Consider the following 19,041-nt stretch of genomic DNA (forward strand, 5'->3'; position numbering starts at 1 on the left):
GTTAATGCAAGAGGACAAAGGTGTAGTTGAATTTAAATATAAGAACATTGAAGATAAAAAGAATACTGGTTTCTCAGCCAAAACCTTCAACGCCCAAGTCGCCATACTTTGATTTGGCAGACAAAAGCAATGTGAAAATCGACTTCCGACCATTTATTCAAGTAGAAGCTGTTCCTGCAAAAGAATTCAGAACTCAAAAGGTTAACATTCTTGATCATACGGCGGTAATTTTTACCAGTCGTACGGCTATCGATCATTATTTCAGGATTGCAGAAGAAATGCGTATTACGATTCCCGATACAATGAAGTATTTTTGTATCTCAGAAGCCACTGCATTTTATCTTCAAAAGTATATTGTTTATCGTAAGCGTAAGATTTTCCATTCTACAGGTAAATTTGTTGATTTAGTTGATGTGGTGAAAAAGCACAAGGATGAGACATACCTTGTACCTCTTTCAGATATTCATAAGCAAGAAATTCCAACTTTATTGAACAAGGCTAAAATCAAATACACTAAAGCTATTTTGTACCGAACAGTAAGTAGTGATTTGAGCGACTTGAAAGATGTAAATTACGATATTTTGGTATTCTTCAGCCCATCAGGAATTGCTTCTTTATTACAGAACTTCCCTAATTTTGAGCAGAACGAAACTAAAATAGCATCTTTCGGACCAGCAACCGCCAAAGCTGTTAAAGATGCCGGTTTACGATTGGATATTCAGGCTCCAATGCCTCAGGCTCCATCAATGACAATGGCTCTTGAACAATTTATTAAGCAGTTCAATAAAGGTCAGAAATAAAAATATTTCCCTTCATTTGGGAGAACATCCTTCTTGCCATTGGTAAGGAGGATTGTTTTTTTAAGCACCAATACGGATGACAACACAGCGTAACACCTTTAGCAAAAACGAACGGCTTTGTAGCAGAAAAACCATACAACAGCTGTTTGATGAAGGTACCTCGTTTACCCGCTACCCATTCAGGGTTACCATCCTGCCCATTACTGATGAAGAAGCCGCCCCTGTGCAGGTTTTAGTTTCAGTTTCGAAAAGAAAATTCAAGCGAGCCAATAAACGCAACTGGATTAAACGACGAATAAGAGAAGCCTACCGGTTAAACAAACACGAGGCAATACAGGTTTTATCAGAAAAAAATATCAAATTAGCTGTTTCTTTTGTTTATATCCCAAGCGAGATACTCGATTATGCAATTATTGAAAAAAACATAAAAAAGGCGCTGAAACAGGTAATTTCAAAAATTCTGCCTGATGACAAGCATTAAATCATTTTTTAATAACGTATTAAAGCTTTTGCGCGACGGCATCGTGGCTTTACTGATTATTCCAGTAAAGCTCTATCAGTGGTTTCTTTCGCCCTGGTTGGGTGCATCGTGCCGCTACACGCCTACCTGCTCGGCATACACCATTGAAGCCTTAAAAAAGCACGGACCTATAAAAGGACTTTGGCTTTCGATAAAACGCATAATCAGTTGTAACCCATGGGGTGGTCATGGCCATGATCCGGTACCCTGATTCCAATTATTAATGATTAATTGTATTTGGTTAATGCGGAGGACATAGTTTTTTAATTTATCCACTAATTACGCGAATTCTGTCTCTAGAAAACCGTTCTTTATGTGTTTATCAATGTAAATATCTCTCCTACCCATTCCTGTTTCAGAACAAAAACATACTTTTAAGCGTAATAGCTAAATCAAATTAAAATTAACAATCATGAAAAATCTGATGTTACTGTTTATTGCAGTTACTTTTACTTCGCTGAGCTATAGCCAAAAAAGCGATAAAATTATCGGAACCTGGATTACACAAGACGGAGATTCAAAAATTACCATCGAAAAAAACAGCGATGGTACTTTCGACGGTAAAATAATATGGCTGAAAGAGCCTAATCGTGAAAACGGGGAAGCAAAGCTGGATGATAAAAATCCGGATGAAAAACTACAAAGTCGCCCCATTAAGGGACTGGAAATATTACAAGGTTTTACCTACGACGAAGATGATAAAGAATGGGTAGATGGTACCATTTACGACCCTAAAAGCGGAAGCACCTACAAATGCCTGATGTGGTTCGACGACGACCCCAATACCTTAATGGTTAAAGGGTACATAGGAGTTTCGATAATTGGTAAAAAAGTACAGTGGAAACGCGCCGGATAAAATAGATTATTGAATATTACACCTCTTAACTCCTGCCAGATGGCAGGAGTTTTTTTTGAATTAAGGAACGGTTCTCTATAAGCAAAGTGCTTATAGAGAACCGTTCCTTATTTTAACTTATACACCTCTAGTGTTGGTCTAATCTTAAGAATAGGATGACATAACAGACTCTTGCGTAAAATTTCCCTCTCCAAATTGGAGAGGGTTAGGGTGAGGTTTTAAAACAACAAAGCCAGTAGCCAGAGGCCTTCAGCTAAAAGCTATGGAGTGGAAGTATTGTATATTTCCTCCACCTTACTTAACTTATAGCTTACAAGTTTTATCTTTAAACTTTAATCAATACTCACATGAATCTGAAAAGTATTAATCCGGCTACTAATGAAATAATCAGAGAATACGAAGAATTTCACTGGGATGATGTTGACGAGGCAGTAGAAGCCAATTACACAGCTTTTAAAAGTTGGAGAAAAGTTCCCTTCTCAAAAAGGAGCGATTTACTATTAAAAGCAACACAAGTACTTCGTGATAAAACCGAGGGGCTTGCTTTTAACATCACCGTTGAGATGGGTAAAAATATAAAAGAAGCCCGGGCCGAAATAGAAAAATGCGCTTGGGTGTGCGAGTACTATGCCCAAAATGGTGAAGCCTTTCTAAAGCGTGAGATGATTGAAACAGATGCCAGCGAATGTTTCACCTCCTTTCAGCCCCTTGGACCCGTACTGGCTATAATGCCATGGAATTTTCCTTTCTGGCAGGTTTTCCGATTTGCTGCTCCTGCTCTGATGGCGGGTAACACTTGTCTGTTAAAACATGCCTCCAATGTTCCGGGATGCGCATTGGCTATTGAAGAAATTTTTAAAGAAGCCGGATACCCCGATCATGTTTTCCGATCGTTATTAGTGAGAAATGATAAGATGGAACGCATCATAGCCGATAAGCGGATAAAAGCTGTTACCTTAACCGGGAGTACCCCCGCAGGTAAAGCAGTGGCAGCAACAGCCGGAAAACAGCTTAAAAAATGCGTTCTCGAGCTGGGTGGAAGCGATCCGTATATCATTATGGAAGATGCTGATTTAAGCAAAGCAGCCGATGCCTGTGTGGCAGGGCGAATTTTAAATGCCGGACAAAGCTGTATTGGGGCCAAACGCTTTATTGTAACAGAAGCTATTTACAATCCTTTTATCGAAGCTTTTACTGACAGAATGCGGGCCGTAACTTTAGGCGATCCGTTTGATGAGAAGAAAAATATGGGCCCACTGGCTCGTCATAATCTCAGAGATGATTTACACCGACAGGTAGAAAATAGTGTGGCTAAAGGAGCAAAAATTCTTACAGGCGGATATGTCCCTCAACGCGATGGAGCCTACTATCCGGCAACTGTTTTAGCTGATGTTGTGCCGGGTATGCCTGCCTATCACGAAGAGTTATTCGGTCCTGTGGCATCTGTATTAAAAGCCAAAGACGAAGAGGAAGCCATTCACCTGGCTAATGATAGTGTTTTTGGTTTAGGAGCCGCTATCTTTACGCAGGATCTGGAGCGCGGAAAAAGAATAGCCGAATACGAGATTGAAGCAGGGTGCTGCTTTGTTAACGATTTCGTTCGGTCCGATCCCCGAATTCCGTTTGGCGGAATTAAAGAAAGTGGCTTTGGTCGCGAATTATCGCATTACGGCATAAAAGAGTTTGTTAATATTAAAGGTGTTTGGGTTAAATAATTGACATTAGATAATATGCAAATAAACTTCTGCCTACTGCCTAAAAATCTAATAAACTATCTTTAAATAAATGGAGTATAAAAAAGCTTTGTATAAAGCAGCAGCATTGTGTTCTCAACAAGAAAGATGCTGTTCCGAAATAAGAAAAAAACTAATTAAATGGGAATTATCAGAAGAGGAAGCTGAAGAAGCCATTCAATTTTTAAAAGATGAAAAATACATCGAAGAACAACGCTTTGCCGAATTCTTTGTACGCGATAAATTTCGCTTTAATGGTTGGGGCAAAATCAAAATAAAATACCATCTTAAGCAAAAAGAAATTGCTAACTCACTTATCGAAAATGCCATGGAAGAGATAGATTCATCGGAATATTTGATAAAACTGGCAGAATTATTGCAAGGTAAATTACGGTCAATTAAAAATAAAGACCTTTGGCAAACCAAGGCAGCATTAGCCCGTTTTGGCCAATCGCGCGGCTTTGAGCCTCATTTGGTTTTCCAATGTATCAACGAAATAATGACTAATGAAGATGAAATCTTAACCTAAAAACTCTTTCATTTACTTTTGTATGTGATATAACAAGAACCTGAACTCAAAAATAAAACATATGAAAAAAACAGCCTACCTCCTATTTGCTGCTTTATTAATGCTTCCGCATATGATGGAAGCCAAACGCAAACCTGACTGGGTAAAGCAACGACCTAACGATCCGGCCTATTACATTGGTATTTCAATGATGCCTAAAGATGGCAGTACCGTTGAATACAAGCAAGCAGCTCGTAACAATGCTTTAAAACAATTAAGCAGCGAAATCAAGGTAACCGTTTCATCCAACTCGGTTTTAAATAAAATTGAAACCAATTACCAATTTGTTGAAAACTATGAAAGTAAAGTAGAAACATCTGTATTGGAAACATTGGAAGGTTATGAAGTATCAACCTGGGAAAATAAAAAAGAATACTGGGTGATGGTTAAATTATCGAAAGAACGCTATGCCCGCATACAGCAAATGAAGCTGGATAAAGCTAAAATGCTGGCAAGTGCTTTTTTATCAGATGCCAAAAAGGCCATAGCCATTAACGATGCTTTTTCAGCTTTAAACTACCTGGCTAAAGCAACCACCAGTTTAAAAGATCATCTCGAAAGCGACCTCACCTACAAAACGGTAGACGGAAAATACAACGTAGGAACGGAAGTTTTCAGCACTATTCAGGATGTTTTCCGACGTATTGAATTGCTTCCCGTACAATCATCCTATTCTATTCAATTTTCGAAACAACTGACTGTGCCCATCGGAGTCAATGCATTCTTTCTTTCTGATACGGGTGAAAAAGTGCCCTTAACAGGATTCCCATTATCCTTTGAATTTACCAAGGGAGAAAGTGTTCTGGCATCGCAGGCTAAAACCAATCTTGATGGTTATGCAGGTGTTTCAATTACCCGTTTGATATCAAAAAGAAAAACACAGGAAATAACATCAACCTTTGATTTCAGTAGTGTGATGGATAACGAAAATGAAGAAGTAAAACACCTTCTTGAAATTTTCTTCCCTGACAAGCAAATGCCATCAACCTTTATTGCAATTGAGGTACAAAAATCGAAAGCTTACCTGATTACCGAAGAAAATGTATTTGGCGAACTGGATGACCATGGTGCTTTCTCAAACATGATTAAAACACAGTTGAATAACAACTTCTTCACTTTCACTACCAATATGGATGATTCTGATTTTGTGGTAAAAGTAAATTCAAAATTCGTTGCCGGTGATTCGCGAAAAGGTGATGGTTACGAAGTGTTTTTAGTATTTGCCGAGTTTAGTATTTCTATTTACGATACAAAGTCACAAACCGAGATATTTGCAGATCAGCTTTCCGGAATACGCGGAATGCGACCGGGTAATTTCGAATATGCTTTAAAAGATTCGAGATTGAAATTAATGGAGCAATTTGAAAAGAAAATAGAGCCTCGCCTCGAACAGGTGGATATGTAATTAACCAGATCGTTAGACTATTAGAAGCTAGACTAAAGATTTAAATACATAATCAGTAAAATTAATGCTGATGAATTAGTATTTTTCAAGCCGCTTAAGCCGCGGAGGCTTTTGGCTGCGCTGATTTTCAATTCATTTCTTGTCTTGACACAAGAAACCCTGCCAGCAGCAGGCTGGAAAACAAAGAAAGTCAAGGCTACACTAGCGATAATTTCTGTTTTTTGTATAACTCAAGTGCGGTCGGGTGATCTTCGAACAAGTTCTCAGCTTCCCGATCTTACTAAAGTTATACTTCATCCCATCAATTATCCCTAATGATGCCATTAAAGAAACATAACAAAAAACCACATAAACAACTGTGTAATGCAAAATAAAGCCTTAAAATGGGTTCTTTTACTAATGCTGTTTATTCCTTTGACCAGCACTTTTGCTCAATCGAATAAATACAAGCTAAAAGCAAAAAAATATTATCACAAATTAAATGCGAAAAAAGATCCATTAATTATTGATACCCGACCTGCTTTTAAATTTCAGGAAAACAGGATCCAAAACGCTGTATTAGCAGAAGAAATTGAGGATCTATTAAAATTGGTTAAAATAGTTCCAAAAGATGAACCCATATTCATTTATTGTCAAAAGGGTGATCGATCGCAAAAGGCAGCTGAAACATTAAAAGAAAAAGGATATACCAAAGTATACGAGTTAAAAGGTGGGTTATTGAAGTGGATGGACGCCGGTTTACCCCTCGACACTGTAAAATATGAATAACCACTAATTAAAAATAATAGATTTATAGAAACCAGACTATAGACTAATTTACATGGCGCTTAAAAATATATTTTTTGAGACCTTGAAAAAAATACTTTATCGAACTAATTTTACAATAGTGGTTAAAACCTTGAATTAAGTACCCTATAAATCAGTCTAAAGTCTAAACATTTTTATGTCTATAAATCTAATCCATGAAAGTTACCAAAGATCAAATCAACTCGTTTTTTAACGCTGAATCTATTGCTATTGCAGGCGTTAGTCGTAATGAAAAGAAATTTGGAAGAATGGTTTTTTCCGAATTAAAGAAGAACGGTTATCAGGTTATCCCTGTCAACCCATCAACAGCTGAGATAGATGGACAAACCTGCTATTCTGATATTGATAATTTGCCGGAAAATATCGAAAGTCTGCTAATTGCCACACCCAAAAATCAAACCGATGAAGTGCTACGAAAAGCTATCAATAAGGGAATAAAAAATATTTGGGTGCAACAATATTCAAATACCGAAAACACCTTAAAAATTGCAGAAGAATATGACAAAGAAATCATTCATAAGAAATGCATCTTTATGTTTGCCGAACCGGTAGCTGGCATCCATAAATTCCACAAAACGCTTATGAAAGTATTTGGCAAGTTACCTAATTAACCATCCTGTCTTCTACTCATTATCCGAAGCAAACCACTCGGCATAGCTATTGGCTGTTTCGTTTAATTTAAGACTGAATAGCTGAATATTTTCAGGTAAACGATGTTTGATTCTATCAGCAAAATCAAACAACATATTTTCGCAAGTTGGTTGATAATCCACTAGCTCGTGTCGATCGCTCATTTGTGGTAAACTCAATAACTGCTCTGAAGGGGCCTTTTTATTGATAACAATACAATGATCTAAACGATCAACAATTTCTTCATGAACAATACGCTTTAAATCGCCAAAATCCATCACCATCCCTAACTTCACATTGTTCTCATCGGCTATTGGTTCACCAATAACTGTTACAGCCAGAATGTACGAATGGCCATGAATATTTTTACACAATCCATCATAATTCCATAAGGCATGAGCCATTTCAAACCTAAACTCCTTTGTCAACCTAATCTTTCCCATCGTTGCGCCATAAAAAAAGACTGATTACCATCAGCCTTAACTATTCTGAATGTTCTGTTTATTAGCTAGCAATAGTACATTTACTAACACAATCCACAATATTTCTTAAACTATTATGTTTCAAATAATAAAATGTATTCTTACCCTCACGCTTACTGGATAATACACCTTTATCTTTTAAAATTCCAAGATGATGTGAAGTGGTAGATTGTTCGATATTCAGCAATTTATGTATCTCAGTTACAGTTAACATATTTCCATCTTCCAAATGGCTAAGAATGGCAATTCGCATAGGGTGAGCAATTGCTTTTAACATACCAGCCGCTTTTTCTAGTAATTCAGCATCTAAATCCTTAATCTTCATCTTTAAATTGTTTTCTCAAAATTCAGCACACAAATATATAACTATCTTATTACATATCTGTTAAAAAGAATGCAAAAATATTTAAATATTTAGATAATATCAATATGTTTTCTATTAATTCCGATTAATTAATAAATTTGCCTACTTTGTAGAGAGTACAGCATATATTTAGAATCAATTCATGTCAGATACATCTGTTATTAAAGAACCTATTAAAGAGGAAATGAAAAAGTTTGAACCCTATTTCAGGGAACAACTGAAAACAAAAATTCCTCTGCTTGATATTATAACTAATTACCTCTTAAGAAGAAAAGGGAAACAAATGCGACCCATGCTGGTATTTTTATCAGCTAAATTAAATGGAGAAGTTTCAGAGTCTACATATGTTGCTGCTACCCTTATTGAGTTACTGCATACTGCCACTTTAATTCACGATGATGTGGTAGATGAAACCTATCAGCGAAGAGGAATTTTCTCAATTAACGCACTCTGGAAATCGAAAATTGCTGTTTTAGTTGGTGACTTCTTTCTTTCAAAAGGCTTATCCACGGCTTTAAATACCAATCAGATTGAGGTATTAAAAGTTGTTTCAGACGCTGTAAAAGAAATGAGTGAAGGTGAATTGCTTCAGATTGAAAAATCACGAAAACTGGATATTACGGAAGATGTTTACTACGATATTATTCGTAAAAAAACAGCTACCCTTATTGCCGCATGTACCAGTGCAGGAGCTCTTTCAGTCCAATCATCTGAAGAAAAACTAAAGGCAATGAAAGAGTTTGGTGAAAATCTTGGGATTGCCTTTCAAATTAAAGATGATTTATTCGATTACGAATCAAATGGCCTGATTGGTAAACCAACAGGTAATGACATAAAAGAAAAGAAGTTAACGCTACCTTTAATCTATTCTTTGCAAAAGGCTGATAGTAAACATCGCAGAAAAATATTGACAAAAATCCGTCGTCATCATAAAAACGAAAGAAAAGTACAGGAAATAATAGCATTTGTTAAAACTAACGGTGGTTTAGAATACACAAAAGAACAAATGCATAAGTACTCGCAAAAAGCCATTGAATCTTTATCTATTTATCCTGATGGAGAAGCGAAAGACTCTTTAATAAAGATGGTTGAATTCACTATTAATAGAAAAAAATAATGGGAGACTAAAACATCTCCCATTGCATATTATAATCTAATTTTTAATTAGAAATACTTTACTTCCTCCTGCTTACCCGTTTCCAATTCCTGAATTTTAGTCAGTAAATTATTAGCCAACCTACTGGCACCAATGCGGAATAATTTATTATTTAACCACTCCTCTCCTAAAATATCTTTCACTAATTGATAATATATCAACGCATCCTCGGGTGTTGAGATACCTCCTGCAGGTTTAAAACCAATTTTCTTGCCTGTTTTTTCATGATGATGCTTAATTGCATTTAACATTACATATGCAGCTTCAAAAGTGGCTGCAGGTTGTTGTTTACCGGTTGATGTTTTGATAAAATCGGCACCAGACTCAATTGACAACATACTAGCTAACCAAATCTCTTCCATATCTTTAAGAGTACCTGATTCTAGTATAACTTTCAAATGAGCATCTTTCATAACACTCTTAATCTGATGTATCTCCTCTCCCACAAATTCGTAATTTCCTTCCTGAAATTCACCAACAGAAATTACAATATCTATTTCATTGGCACCAAAATCAACAGCTCTTTGCGTCTCAAGCTTCTTAACATCTGTGAATGTTTGTGATGATGGAAATCCGGCCGATACTACAGCTATATTTACTCCTTCGGCCTTTAAAGCACCCTTCAAAACAGGGGCAAAAACAGGATATACACACATTGCTGCCACCTGTGGAACATAGTTGAAATGCTTTGGTAAATCGTTTACCTTATCCACAAAATCTCTGATACTATCTGATGAATCTTCCGTATATAAAGAAGTCAGATCAATACAATTAAATAATAGCTTTAAAACTTCCTTATTATCTAATTCATTTTTAGAAGTATTAATAGAATTATCAATAACTTCTTTCATCTCCTGTTCCTTTAAAGGACAAGGATATTTATCGGCAAAATCCTGAATTATATCCATGTTATTTTAATATAGTTTTTTATTGTTCTTATGTCTGTCTTTATCTCTTGATGTTTTCTTTTCCAGGTTTTTAGCAAAAGCATCAGTTAAATTTACACCTGTTTGATTGGCCAAACAGATGAGCACCCACAAAATGTCTGCCATTTCATCTGCCATTTTCAAATCCGACTCATCTTTTTTAAATGATTGATCACCAAATTTACGAGCCATAATGCGTGCTAATTCACCTACTTCCTCGGTTAAAATGGTCATATTCGTTAACTCACTAAAATAACGAACACCATAGGTTTTAATCCAATCATCTACTTTTTTTTGTGCTTCTGCTAATTCCATCTATTCTTTGTTTTTACTATCGATAGTTATTGTAACAGGACCATCATTGATAAGTTCAACCTGCATATTAGCCCCAAACTCGCCGGTACCAGGCTTTATTCCACTTGCATGTTGCAAAGCTTCAACAAAATGCTCGTACAATGGAATAGAAACTTCTGGCGGTGCGGCATTAATATATGAAGGTCGATTCCCTTTTTTGGTTTTAGCATGAAGCGTAAATTGACTGATTACCAATAATTCACCTTCAACATCCATCACCGATTTATTCATTACTCCTTCATCATCAGGAAAAATTCGAAGCTGAGAAATCTTCTTGACCATCCAATTAATATCGTCTTCGTTGTCGGCACTTTCTATTCCTACTAAAACTAGTAATCCCTTACCAATACTTGATTTCACCTTTTCATCAACGCTAACACTGGCTCTACTAACCCTTTGGATAACTACCCGCATAATGCTTATTTAATATTTGATCGAAATTAATACTTATATTTGAATCATAATAATTTAAACAATACTAGCTAATCAATTTACAACCTAATAATATGAAATTAAATTACTTACTACTATTACTACTTGTGTCAAATGGTTTTATTTTTGCCCAAATACCGACCGATTATTACAGCACAGCAGAAGGCAAATCAGGCTACGAATTAAAAACAGCATTGTATAATATCATTAAAAATCACAACCAACAAAGTTATAGTAGTTTGTGGACAGATTTTAAAACTACCGATAAAAAAACAGATGGAACTGTTTGGGATATGTATTCTGATGTTCCGGGAGGAACTCCGCAATATGTTTACACTTTTGTTGAAGATCAGTGCGGAAATTACTCTGGTGAAGGAAGTTGCTACAACAGAGAACATAGTTGGCCCAAAAGTTGGTTTGATGATAATTATCCAATGTACACCGATCTTTTTCATTTGTATCCAACCGATGGCTATGTCAACAACAGACGAGGCAATTATCCATACGGTGAAGTTGATTCACCATCCTGGACTTCAAGCAATGGAAGTAAAGTAGGCGCTAACAGTACCGAAGGCTATACATCAACTGTATTTGAACCAATTGATGAATACAAGGGTGATTTTGCCCGAAGTTACTTTTATATGGCTACCCGATACGAGAATGTAATTAGTTCGTGGGAAAATAATACAGGAGCTTCTAATATATTAGATGGCACTAATGATAAAGTATTTAAAGATTGGCAACTAAACCTATTATTAAAGTGGAGTACAGAAGATCCGGTAAGTAATAAAGAATTAGAAAGAAACGATGATGTATATGCGATTCAAAATAACAGAAATCCATTTATCGATCATCCAGAATACATTGCGCTTATTTGGGATAATTCTAATTCACTACAAAATAATACTACATTAGAAGATTATAAACTTTACCCAAATCCAGGCACCGGAATATTTTATATTGAAGGTAATTTTGAACAAGCAGAAAATATAGTCATGCTTTATAGTAACACAGGACAAGTTATTTTTATGGATAATAAAGAGAATTTTAATCATTCTCAAATCAACCTAACCAATCTACCAAAGGGTATTTATTACTTAAAAATTCGATCTAAAAACAAACAATTCCAAACAAAAAAGGTTATTCTTCATTAAACAGACAAAATGAGAGGAATACTAAGCACTATAAACGACCCGGCCTATAATCTGGCTACAGAAGAATATTTACTAAGAAAAACAGAAGATGATGTATTCTTTTTGTATGTAAATCAACCTTCTATAATTGTAGGAAAGCACCAAAATGCTCTTGCCGAGATAAACTTTGATTACACTGATAAGAATAACATACCAGTCTATCGCCGACTATCAGGCGGAGGAACGGTTTATCACGATTTAAATAACCTGAATTTTTGCTTCATTAAAAGTGGAGAAAAAAATAAACTTGTCAATTTTGCCCTTTATTCTAAACCAATCCTCCAAGCATTGAATAAACTAGGTATTGAGGCACATTTTGGCAAAAGACATGATATCCAAATTGATAATAAAAAAGTATCAGGTAATGCTTCGCACGTATTTAAAAACAGAGTTATGCACCATGGCACTCTGCTCTTCAACTCAGAACTGGATATTTTAAATAATGCCTTAAAAACCAATCCTTTACTTTATAAGGATAAAGCTGTTAAATCGGTTCGTAGCGAAGTAACAAACATATCGGAATACACTAAAGACATTAATTTTAAAGAATTTACCTCCTTTATTTTCAACTTTTTATTGAACTACTTTGATAATTCCAAACCAAATGAATTATCCAATGAAGAAGTTAAAGAGATTAACCTATTAGTAAAAGAAAAATACACCACTGATGAATGGAACTTTGGATATAGTCCAAACTATTCATTAAAGAAAAGAATTAAGTTAGAGGATGGCACACGATTGAGCAATTCAATGATTGTGACAAAAGGTAAAATAACAGAATGCAAAATTTCTGGTAGTAAAGATCAGGCCAATCTTTTTACCGAAGTTTCCAAAACACTAGAAGGTACAATTCATTTAAAAAATAATCTTAATTTATTTTTTGATAATAAAATAAAAAACCAATCAATAAAAATAAAAAAAGAAGAGTGGATACAGCTGTTTTTCTAAAATTTACAAATACACAAAAAAGTTGTTATAACACTATTTATCAACACATTACAACTATTTACTTGAATTATACCACGAATATACTTTCTTAGCCTTATCCTTCCCTATAACAGCTTCTAAATTTTCAATTGTGGAGGCTTTTATATTGTTCAATGACTTAAATTTTATCATTAGTTGTTCAATTGTCTTCTGACCGATTCCAGGAATATTTTCAAGATCGGATTTTATAAAATTAATAGAACGTTTTTGTCTGTGAAATGTAATTCCGAATCGGTGAGCTTCATTTCTTAAATGTTGAATTATTTTTAACGATTCAGAATTCTTATCTAAATACAATGGAATAGGATCTCCAGGGTAAAATATTTCTTCCAGTCTTTTAGCAATGCCAATCACTGCTATTTTATCAATTAAATCAAGCTCACGTAATATCCTCACTGCTGAACCTAACTGACCTTTTCCTCCATCTATAACCACTAATTGTGGTAACTCATCTCCTTCGTCTGATAATCGTTTATATCGTCGATAAACCACTTCTTCCATCGAAGCAAAATCATTAGGACCTTCGACGGTTTTAATATTAAAATGTCGATAATCCTTTTTACTGGGTTTACCATTTTTAAATACCACACATGCAGCAACCGGGTTAGTTCCTTGTATATTCGAATTATCAAAACATTCAATGTGTCTTGGTAATTCTTTTAATCTAAGGTCAGATTGCATAACTTTTAGAATACGCTCTTCACGAGGTTCCTTTTTAATAATAGATTGTTGTTTAAGTTTATCTAATCGATAATATTTCACATTACGCTCCGATAAATCTAACAATTTCTTTTTATCACCTATTTTAGGAATTAAAAACATTGAGTTTTTAAGTTCTATTTCAGGTTTAAATGGAACCAATATCTCTCGTGAAAGAACAGTCAAACGTGATTGCATTTCGGATATAGCGGATACTAAAATATCTTGCTTTGTCTCCTCTAATCGCTTTTTAAATTCCATTGTATGCGATTGTATAACCGATCCATTAACAACCCTCATAAAGTTAACATACCCCGCCTTTTCATCTTCTATAACAGAAAATACATCCAGATTAGATAATTTAGGATTTACAATAGTGGATTTACTTTGATGAGATTCTAACAACTGTATCTTATTCTTTACTTCTTCAGCCTTTTCGAATTCTAATTCTGATGCATAATCCATCATTATATCCTTCATAAACTTAAGAACAGAGGATATATTTCCCTTTAATATTTCTTTAATAGATGCAATATGCTCATTATAGATTTCCTCTGAATATTCATCAATACATGGTCCTTTACAATTTCCTATATGATATTCCAGACAAACTTTAAACTTCCCCTGCTCTACATTTTCTTTAGATAAATTATGCTTACAGGTTCGTAACGGATACAATTGCTTAAATAAATCCAACATGGTTCGAACAATGCCAACCGAAGTATATGGACCAAAATAAGTACTTCCATCACGTATAAAATTTCGGGTATGAAATACTCTGGGGAATCGTTCATTCTTTACAACAATCCAGGGAAAAGACTTATCATCTTTTAAAAGGATGTTATAACGCGGTTGATACTTTTTGATAAGGTTATTCTCGAGCAATAAAGCATCCTCTTCCGTATCAACAACAATATGCTTTATCTCTGCAATTTTCTTAACTAAAACACGAGTTTTTCCATAATCGTGTTGCTTGGTAAAATAAGAAGCTACTCTTTTCTTTAGGTTTTTTGCCTTACCTATATATATAATTTTACCGTCTTCATTAAAGTATTGATATACTCCTGGCGAAGACGGTAACGACTTAATTTTTGTATTTAAATATTCTAATCGCTGTAAATCTTTACTCATTTAAACAAATAAATTAGTAAACGAAAAAGTGGAAACATCAAACAATCCCTTATCTCCAATCTTTAATTTAGGTATTACCAATAACGACATAAATGCTAATGTCATAAAAGGTGACTTTAAAGACACACCTAAATTAAATACAAACTCATTTAATTCGGTATATATTTTAGCTACTTCCTCCCCTTCCAAATCAGACATTAATCCGGCAACAGGTAGTGGAAGTATCTTTGATTCTTTTCCATCAGAAGTAACCAATCCCCCTTTCATTTCAATAATAGAATTTATAACTGAAATAATTGATTGATCATCGCAACCGATAGCAACAATATTATGACTATCATGAGCAACTGATGAAGCAATGGCACCTTTCTTTAACCCAAATCCTTTAATAAAACCAACTGCAGGTTTCTCGGGATGATACCTATTAACCACAACAATTTTCAAAATATCATTAGAAACATCTGGGTTTAAAACATCCTTTTCTGTCTGTTTAAATTTCCAAATAATCTCATCAGTCAAAAGTTCGCCATCTTCAGCATGTATTACTTTAACCTTTGAAGCTCCGTTTGGGATATTTAATACGATATCCTTTTCTGAAATTTTATTACAATTAAACCTATTTACAACATCAAATGGTTTCAAATCAAATAAAGCATTGCCTTTTTCTGCTACTTTATTCCCATCAATATAAGTTTCCAAAATATTAAAATCCGATAGGTTATCCACTACAATTAAATCTGCGGCATCCCCTTCTTTTAATAAACCAACCGGTAAATTATAATGTTTTACCGGGTTTAAAACTGCAGCTTTATATACTTCAAAAATTGAATATCCTTTACTTAAAGCTAACCTAACTAAACGATCAATATGTCCTGATTTTGTAATTAAATCAGGGTGACTATCATCAGTACATAACATCACATTATCAGGATGGGTTCTAATAAGAGAATGTAAAGATTCAAAATTACGTGCAGCACTTCCCTCTCTAATCTGCACCTTCATGCCTAAATTAATCTTATCTAATGCTTCCTGTAAAGTTGAGCATTCATGATCGGTAGATATCCCGGCAGAAGCGTATTTAATCAAATCCTCACCCATAATACCTGGTGCATGACCGTCGATAGGTTTATTGTATTTTTTTGCTATATCTAATTTTGCTTTAACTCCGGCATCTCCATAAATAACACCCGGAAAATTCATCATTTCTGCTAAAAAAGAAGCCCCTTTGGAAAATAAATATTCAATATCATCAGCTTCAATTCGTCCACCAGAGGATTCAAAACTTGTTGCAGGTACACAAGAAGGAACACCAAAAAAGCATTTTAAAGGAGTATTTTTTCCATCCTCTATCATATACTCTACTCCTTCTCGTCCCAACACATTTGCAATCTCATGTGGATCTGAAACCACCCCAACCGTTCCACGTGGAACAACCATTTTTGAAAATCGGGTTGGAATAGTCATTGAACTTTCTATATGAACATGCGCATCTATTAATCCAGGTAGAATATATGAGGTGAAAATTTGATGAGTTTTTTCAATTGAAACAATAACTCCTTGCCTAATTTTTACTTTAGCTGGATAAATAGAATTACTATGAATATCTACTAAATTACCTTCTATAATCATATTTTAATATTAAAAGGTTTCACGTGGAACATTATCTTCCTAAAAGGACTAACAGAACATTTATATCGCTCGGAGAAACTCCACTAATTCTACTAGCTTGTCCAATAGTTTCAGGATCTAGTTTGGTTAATTTTTGTCTCCCCTCAGTTGAAATTGTATGCAGTGAACTATAATCAAATTTACCTCTAATTTTAAGATGTTCTAACCTCTTAAATTTATCAGCTAGCAATTTTTCTCGTTGTATATATCCAGAATACTTAAAAGATATTTCAACAGATTCAAGAATTTCTTCTAGCCGTTCATTGGGTATACTATTAGTTTCTTTTTTAAAGGCCGGTAAAAACTCATGCAAATCAAAAATGGATATTTGGGGTCTCATTAAAATATCAACCAATTTTACACCTTGCTTCAAAGGGGTAGTTCCCATTGATTGTAACCAAGAATTAATCTTATCCATCTTAACACTATAATTATTGATAAAATCAATTAATTGTTGTTTATATTCCAATTTTTGATTTAAATACTCAACCCTACCCTTTTTAGCTAATCCAAAATTAAAACTCTTATTGGTGAGTCTTACGTCAGCATCATCTTGTCTTAATAAAATTCTGAACTCTGCCCTTGAAGTAAACATTCGATATGGTTCATCAACTCCCTTTGTAACCAAATCATCAATCAATACTCCTATGTAAGCTTCATCTCTTGTTAGAACAATTTCATCAAGATTATTAATTTTTTGATGGGCATTTATACCGGCCATCAAACCTTGAGCGGCTGCTTCTTCATAACCAGTAGTACCATTTATTTGACCTGCAAAATAAAGATTAGATATATACTTAGTCTCTAGTGTATGATATAATTGAGTAGGATCAAAAAAATCATATTCGATAGCATAACCTGGACGGAATATTTTTGCTTCCTCTAATCCAGGAATAAGTTTTAAAGCTTCTACTTGAGTATTTAAAGGTAATGAACTACTAAATCCATTGAGATAATATTCAACAGTATCCTCTCCTTCTGGTTCAAGAAAAAGTTGGTGACGTTCTTTTTCAGCAAATGTGACAATTTTAGTTTCAATACTAGGACAATATCGAGGTCCTATGCTTTGGATGGTTCCATTATACATTGGAGACTCATCCAAACCCTCCTCCAATTTTGAATGAACTTCAGGATTAGTATAAGTAATAAAACAACTTCTTTGTTTTAATAATTTATTGCTTCCAGGTAAGTAACTAAATTTATAGAACGATTCTTCACCTCCTTGTTCTTCTAGTTTACTAAAATTAATACTACGTTCATCAATACGAACAGGTGTACCGGTTTTCATTCTTCCAACAGTAAATCCATAGGAAAAAAGCTTTTCAGATAATCCCATTGAGCTAGGCTCAGAAATTCGTCCTCCCTCTAACTGCACTGATCCTATGTGCATTAGCCCATTTAAGAAGGTGCCAGTGGTAACAATTACAGCATCTGCCTCGAACGTCACATTATTTTTAGTTGTGACGCCCTTAATTATGTTATCTTCAATTATAAAATCTACAACAGTATCTTGCCAGAAAAAAACATTTGAAATAGACTCTAATTGTTTTCTCCATTCCGAAGAAAAAACCATTCGGTCACATTGAGCTCTTGGACTCCACATTGCCGGACCTTTTGATTTATTCAACATTCTAAACTGAATAGAACTCTTATCTGTGACTATTCCCATATAACCACCCATAGCATCAATCTCTCGCACAATCTGGCCTTTTGCAATACCACCAACGGCAGGATTACATGACATTTGGGCAAAACGAGACATATCCATGGTAATTAAGAGCACCTTACTACCCATATTAGCAGCCGCAGCGGCAGCTTCACAGCCGGCATGACCACCTCCAACAACAATTATATCGTATTTAAATTCCATTAAAAGTAATTTTAACTGCAAGATAAACAGCAAAATTACTCAAAAGTTGCGTATAAGTTTAGTGCTTCATCTTCTAATTCCCTCATTTTCGATTTCTCGTTTTCAGTTTTATCTTTAAAACCACACAAATGAAGGATTCCATGTATTACAACACGTAAGAATTCTTTTTCGAAAGGAGTGTTTAATTGATCTGAATTTGACTTAACAGTATCGACGCTTAGAACAATATCCCCTGCTATCAAATTATTTATCGTATAATCGAAGGTAATTATGTCAGTATAATAGTTATGATATAAATACTGATTATTAACGTCTAATATATAATCATCAGTACAAAAAAGGTAATTTATATCACCAACATTATATCCGTGTAACTTAGCTACCTCATTAATCCAGGTAGATAATTTATTTTCAATGATTTTAGGCGTTAGATTATTTTCAATCTGAAAATTAATCATTC

Annotated in this window: 21 protein-coding genes; 12 read left to right on the forward strand and 9 right to left on the reverse strand. The window is 34.6% G+C overall.

Annotation, left to right across the window (positions count from 1 at the left end; genetic code table 11):
• Positions 1 to 47 precede the first annotated feature (47 nt).
• The 9 genes from KEM10_RS11085 to KEM10_RS11125 all read left to right on the forward strand — a co-directional run bounded on the left by KEM10_RS11085 (position 48) and on the right by KEM10_RS11125 (position 7,300).
• A complete protein-coding gene (locus KEM10_RS11085) occupies positions 48 to 800 on the forward strand; it encodes a uroporphyrinogen-III synthase (protein ID WP_212216066.1) in 753 nt (250 codons plus the stop codon).
• 76 nt (positions 801 to 876) lie between these two features.
• Entirely contained in the window at positions 877 to 1,281 is a 405-nt protein-coding gene (gene rnpA, locus KEM10_RS11090; protein WP_212216067.1) for a ribonuclease P protein component, read from the forward strand.
• On the forward strand, positions 1,268 to 1,531 hold the full coding sequence (gene yidD / locus KEM10_RS11095) for a membrane protein insertion efficiency factor YidD (protein ID WP_212216068.1): 264 nt from the start codon (positions 1,268 to 1,270) through the stop codon (positions 1,529 to 1,531). Before rnpA ends, yidD begins: the two co-directional genes overlap by 14 nt.
• 201 nt (positions 1,532 to 1,732) lie before the next feature.
• On the forward strand, positions 1,733 to 2,176 hold the full coding sequence (locus KEM10_RS11100) for a DUF2147 domain-containing protein (RefSeq protein ID WP_212216069.1): 444 nt from the start codon (positions 1,733 to 1,735) through the stop codon (positions 2,174 to 2,176).
• A 347-nt stretch (positions 2,177 to 2,523) separates the two neighbouring features.
• Positions 2,524 to 3,891: an NAD-dependent succinate-semialdehyde dehydrogenase gene (locus tag KEM10_RS11105; RefSeq protein WP_212216070.1), complete on the forward strand. Its 1,368-nt coding sequence runs from the start codon at positions 2,524 to 2,526 to the stop codon at positions 3,889 to 3,891.
• A 70-nt stretch (positions 3,892 to 3,961) separates the two neighbouring features.
• Positions 3,962 to 4,438: a regulatory protein RecX gene (locus KEM10_RS11110; protein ID WP_212216071.1), complete on the forward strand. Its 477-nt coding sequence runs from the start codon at positions 3,962 to 3,964 to the stop codon at positions 4,436 to 4,438.
• 61 nt (positions 4,439 to 4,499) lie between these two features.
• Positions 4,500 to 5,882, forward strand: coding sequence for an LPP20 family lipoprotein (locus KEM10_RS11115; RefSeq protein WP_212216072.1), 1,383 nt, complete (start codon positions 4,500 to 4,502; stop codon positions 5,880 to 5,882).
• A gap of 363 nt (positions 5,883 to 6,245) precedes the next feature.
• Positions 6,246 to 6,650, forward strand: coding sequence for a rhodanese-like domain-containing protein (locus KEM10_RS11120; protein ID WP_212216073.1), 405 nt, complete (start codon positions 6,246 to 6,248; stop codon positions 6,648 to 6,650).
• A gap of 194 nt (positions 6,651 to 6,844) precedes the next feature.
• Positions 6,845 to 7,300 carry a CoA-binding protein gene (locus KEM10_RS11125; protein ID WP_212216074.1) on the forward strand — a complete coding sequence of 152 codons (456 nt, stop codon included), beginning with the start codon at positions 6,845 to 6,847 and terminating at the stop codon, positions 7,298 to 7,300.
• 12 nt (positions 7,301 to 7,312) lie between these two features.
• On the opposite strand, the gene KEM10_RS11130 is transcribed toward KEM10_RS11125, so the two are convergent.
• Positions 7,313 to 7,762 (reverse strand): 6-pyruvoyl trahydropterin synthase family protein, encoded by a 450-nt coding sequence (locus KEM10_RS11130; RefSeq protein WP_212216075.1) that lies wholly within the window; start codon positions 7,760 to 7,762, stop codon positions 7,313 to 7,315.
• Between the two features lie 61 nt (positions 7,763 to 7,823).
• Positions 7,824 to 8,126, reverse strand: a complete 303-nt coding sequence (locus KEM10_RS11135; protein WP_212216076.1) for an ArsR/SmtB family transcription factor — start codon at positions 8,124 to 8,126, stop codon at positions 7,824 to 7,826.
• Positions 8,127 to 8,307: 181 nt separating this feature from the next.
• On the opposite strand from KEM10_RS11135, the gene KEM10_RS11140 reads away from it, so the two are divergent.
• Complete coding sequence (locus KEM10_RS11140; RefSeq protein WP_212216077.1) at positions 8,308 to 9,282, forward strand: polyprenyl synthetase family protein; 975 nt, start codon at positions 8,308 to 8,310, stop codon at positions 9,280 to 9,282.
• A 47-nt stretch (positions 9,283 to 9,329) separates the two neighbouring features.
• Here the strand turns inward: KEM10_RS11140 and deoC are convergent, their stop codons facing one another.
• The 3 genes from deoC to dtd are packed head-to-tail and all read right to left on the reverse strand — an operon-like array spanning position 9,330 to position 11,015.
• Positions 9,330 to 10,229, reverse strand: a complete 900-nt coding sequence (gene deoC / locus KEM10_RS11145; protein ID WP_244825758.1) for a deoxyribose-phosphate aldolase — start codon at positions 10,227 to 10,229, stop codon at positions 9,330 to 9,332.
• Positions 10,230 to 10,235: 6 nt separating this feature from the next.
• Positions 10,236 to 10,562: a nucleotide pyrophosphohydrolase gene (locus KEM10_RS11150; protein WP_212216078.1), complete on the reverse strand. Its 327-nt coding sequence runs from the start codon at positions 10,560 to 10,562 to the stop codon at positions 10,236 to 10,238.
• Positions 10,563 to 11,015, reverse strand: coding sequence for a D-aminoacyl-tRNA deacylase (gene dtd, locus KEM10_RS11155; RefSeq protein WP_212216079.1), 453 nt, complete (start codon positions 11,013 to 11,015; stop codon positions 10,563 to 10,565).
• A gap of 92 nt (positions 11,016 to 11,107) precedes the next feature.
• On the opposite strand from dtd, the gene KEM10_RS11160 reads away from it, so the two are divergent.
• Entirely contained in the window at positions 11,108 to 12,187 is a 1,080-nt protein-coding gene (locus tag KEM10_RS11160; protein ID WP_212216080.1) for an endonuclease, read from the forward strand.
• Between the two features lie 9 nt (positions 12,188 to 12,196).
• Entirely contained in the window at positions 12,197 to 13,174 is a 978-nt protein-coding gene (locus KEM10_RS11165) for a lipoate--protein ligase family protein (RefSeq protein ID WP_212216081.1), read from the forward strand.
• Between the two features lie 54 nt (positions 13,175 to 13,228).
• On the opposite strand, the gene uvrC is transcribed toward KEM10_RS11165, so the two are convergent.
• From uvrC to ybeY, 4 genes are read right to left on the reverse strand one after another with little or no spacing between them, the layout of a single operon-like run.
• The gene (gene uvrC, locus KEM10_RS11170) at positions 13,229 to 15,043 is read right to left on the reverse strand and encodes an excinuclease ABC subunit UvrC (protein WP_212216082.1); all 1,815 of its coding nucleotides are present in this window, start codon (positions 15,041 to 15,043) and stop codon (positions 13,229 to 13,231) included.
• Complete coding sequence (gene ade / locus KEM10_RS11175) at positions 15,044 to 16,672, reverse strand: adenine deaminase (protein WP_212216083.1); 1,629 nt, start codon at positions 16,670 to 16,672, stop codon at positions 15,044 to 15,046.
• A gap of 31 nt (positions 16,673 to 16,703) precedes the next feature.
• Positions 16,704 to 18,581: a tRNA uridine-5-carboxymethylaminomethyl(34) synthesis enzyme MnmG gene (mnmG, locus tag KEM10_RS11180; RefSeq protein ID WP_212216084.1), complete on the reverse strand. Its 1,878-nt coding sequence runs from the start codon at positions 18,579 to 18,581 to the stop codon at positions 16,704 to 16,706.
• Between the two features lie 35 nt (positions 18,582 to 18,616).
• Complete coding sequence (ybeY, locus tag KEM10_RS11185; RefSeq protein WP_212216085.1) at positions 18,617 to 19,039, reverse strand: rRNA maturation RNase YbeY; 423 nt, start codon at positions 19,037 to 19,039, stop codon at positions 18,617 to 18,619.
• Between the last annotated feature and the right edge of the window lie 2 nt (positions 19,040 to 19,041).

Origin of the sequence: Carboxylicivirga linearis (assembly GCF_018271995.1) — a bacterium.
GTDB classification, from domain to species: domain Bacteria; phylum Bacteroidota; class Bacteroidia; order Bacteroidales; family Marinilabiliaceae; genus Carboxylicivirga; species Carboxylicivirga linearis.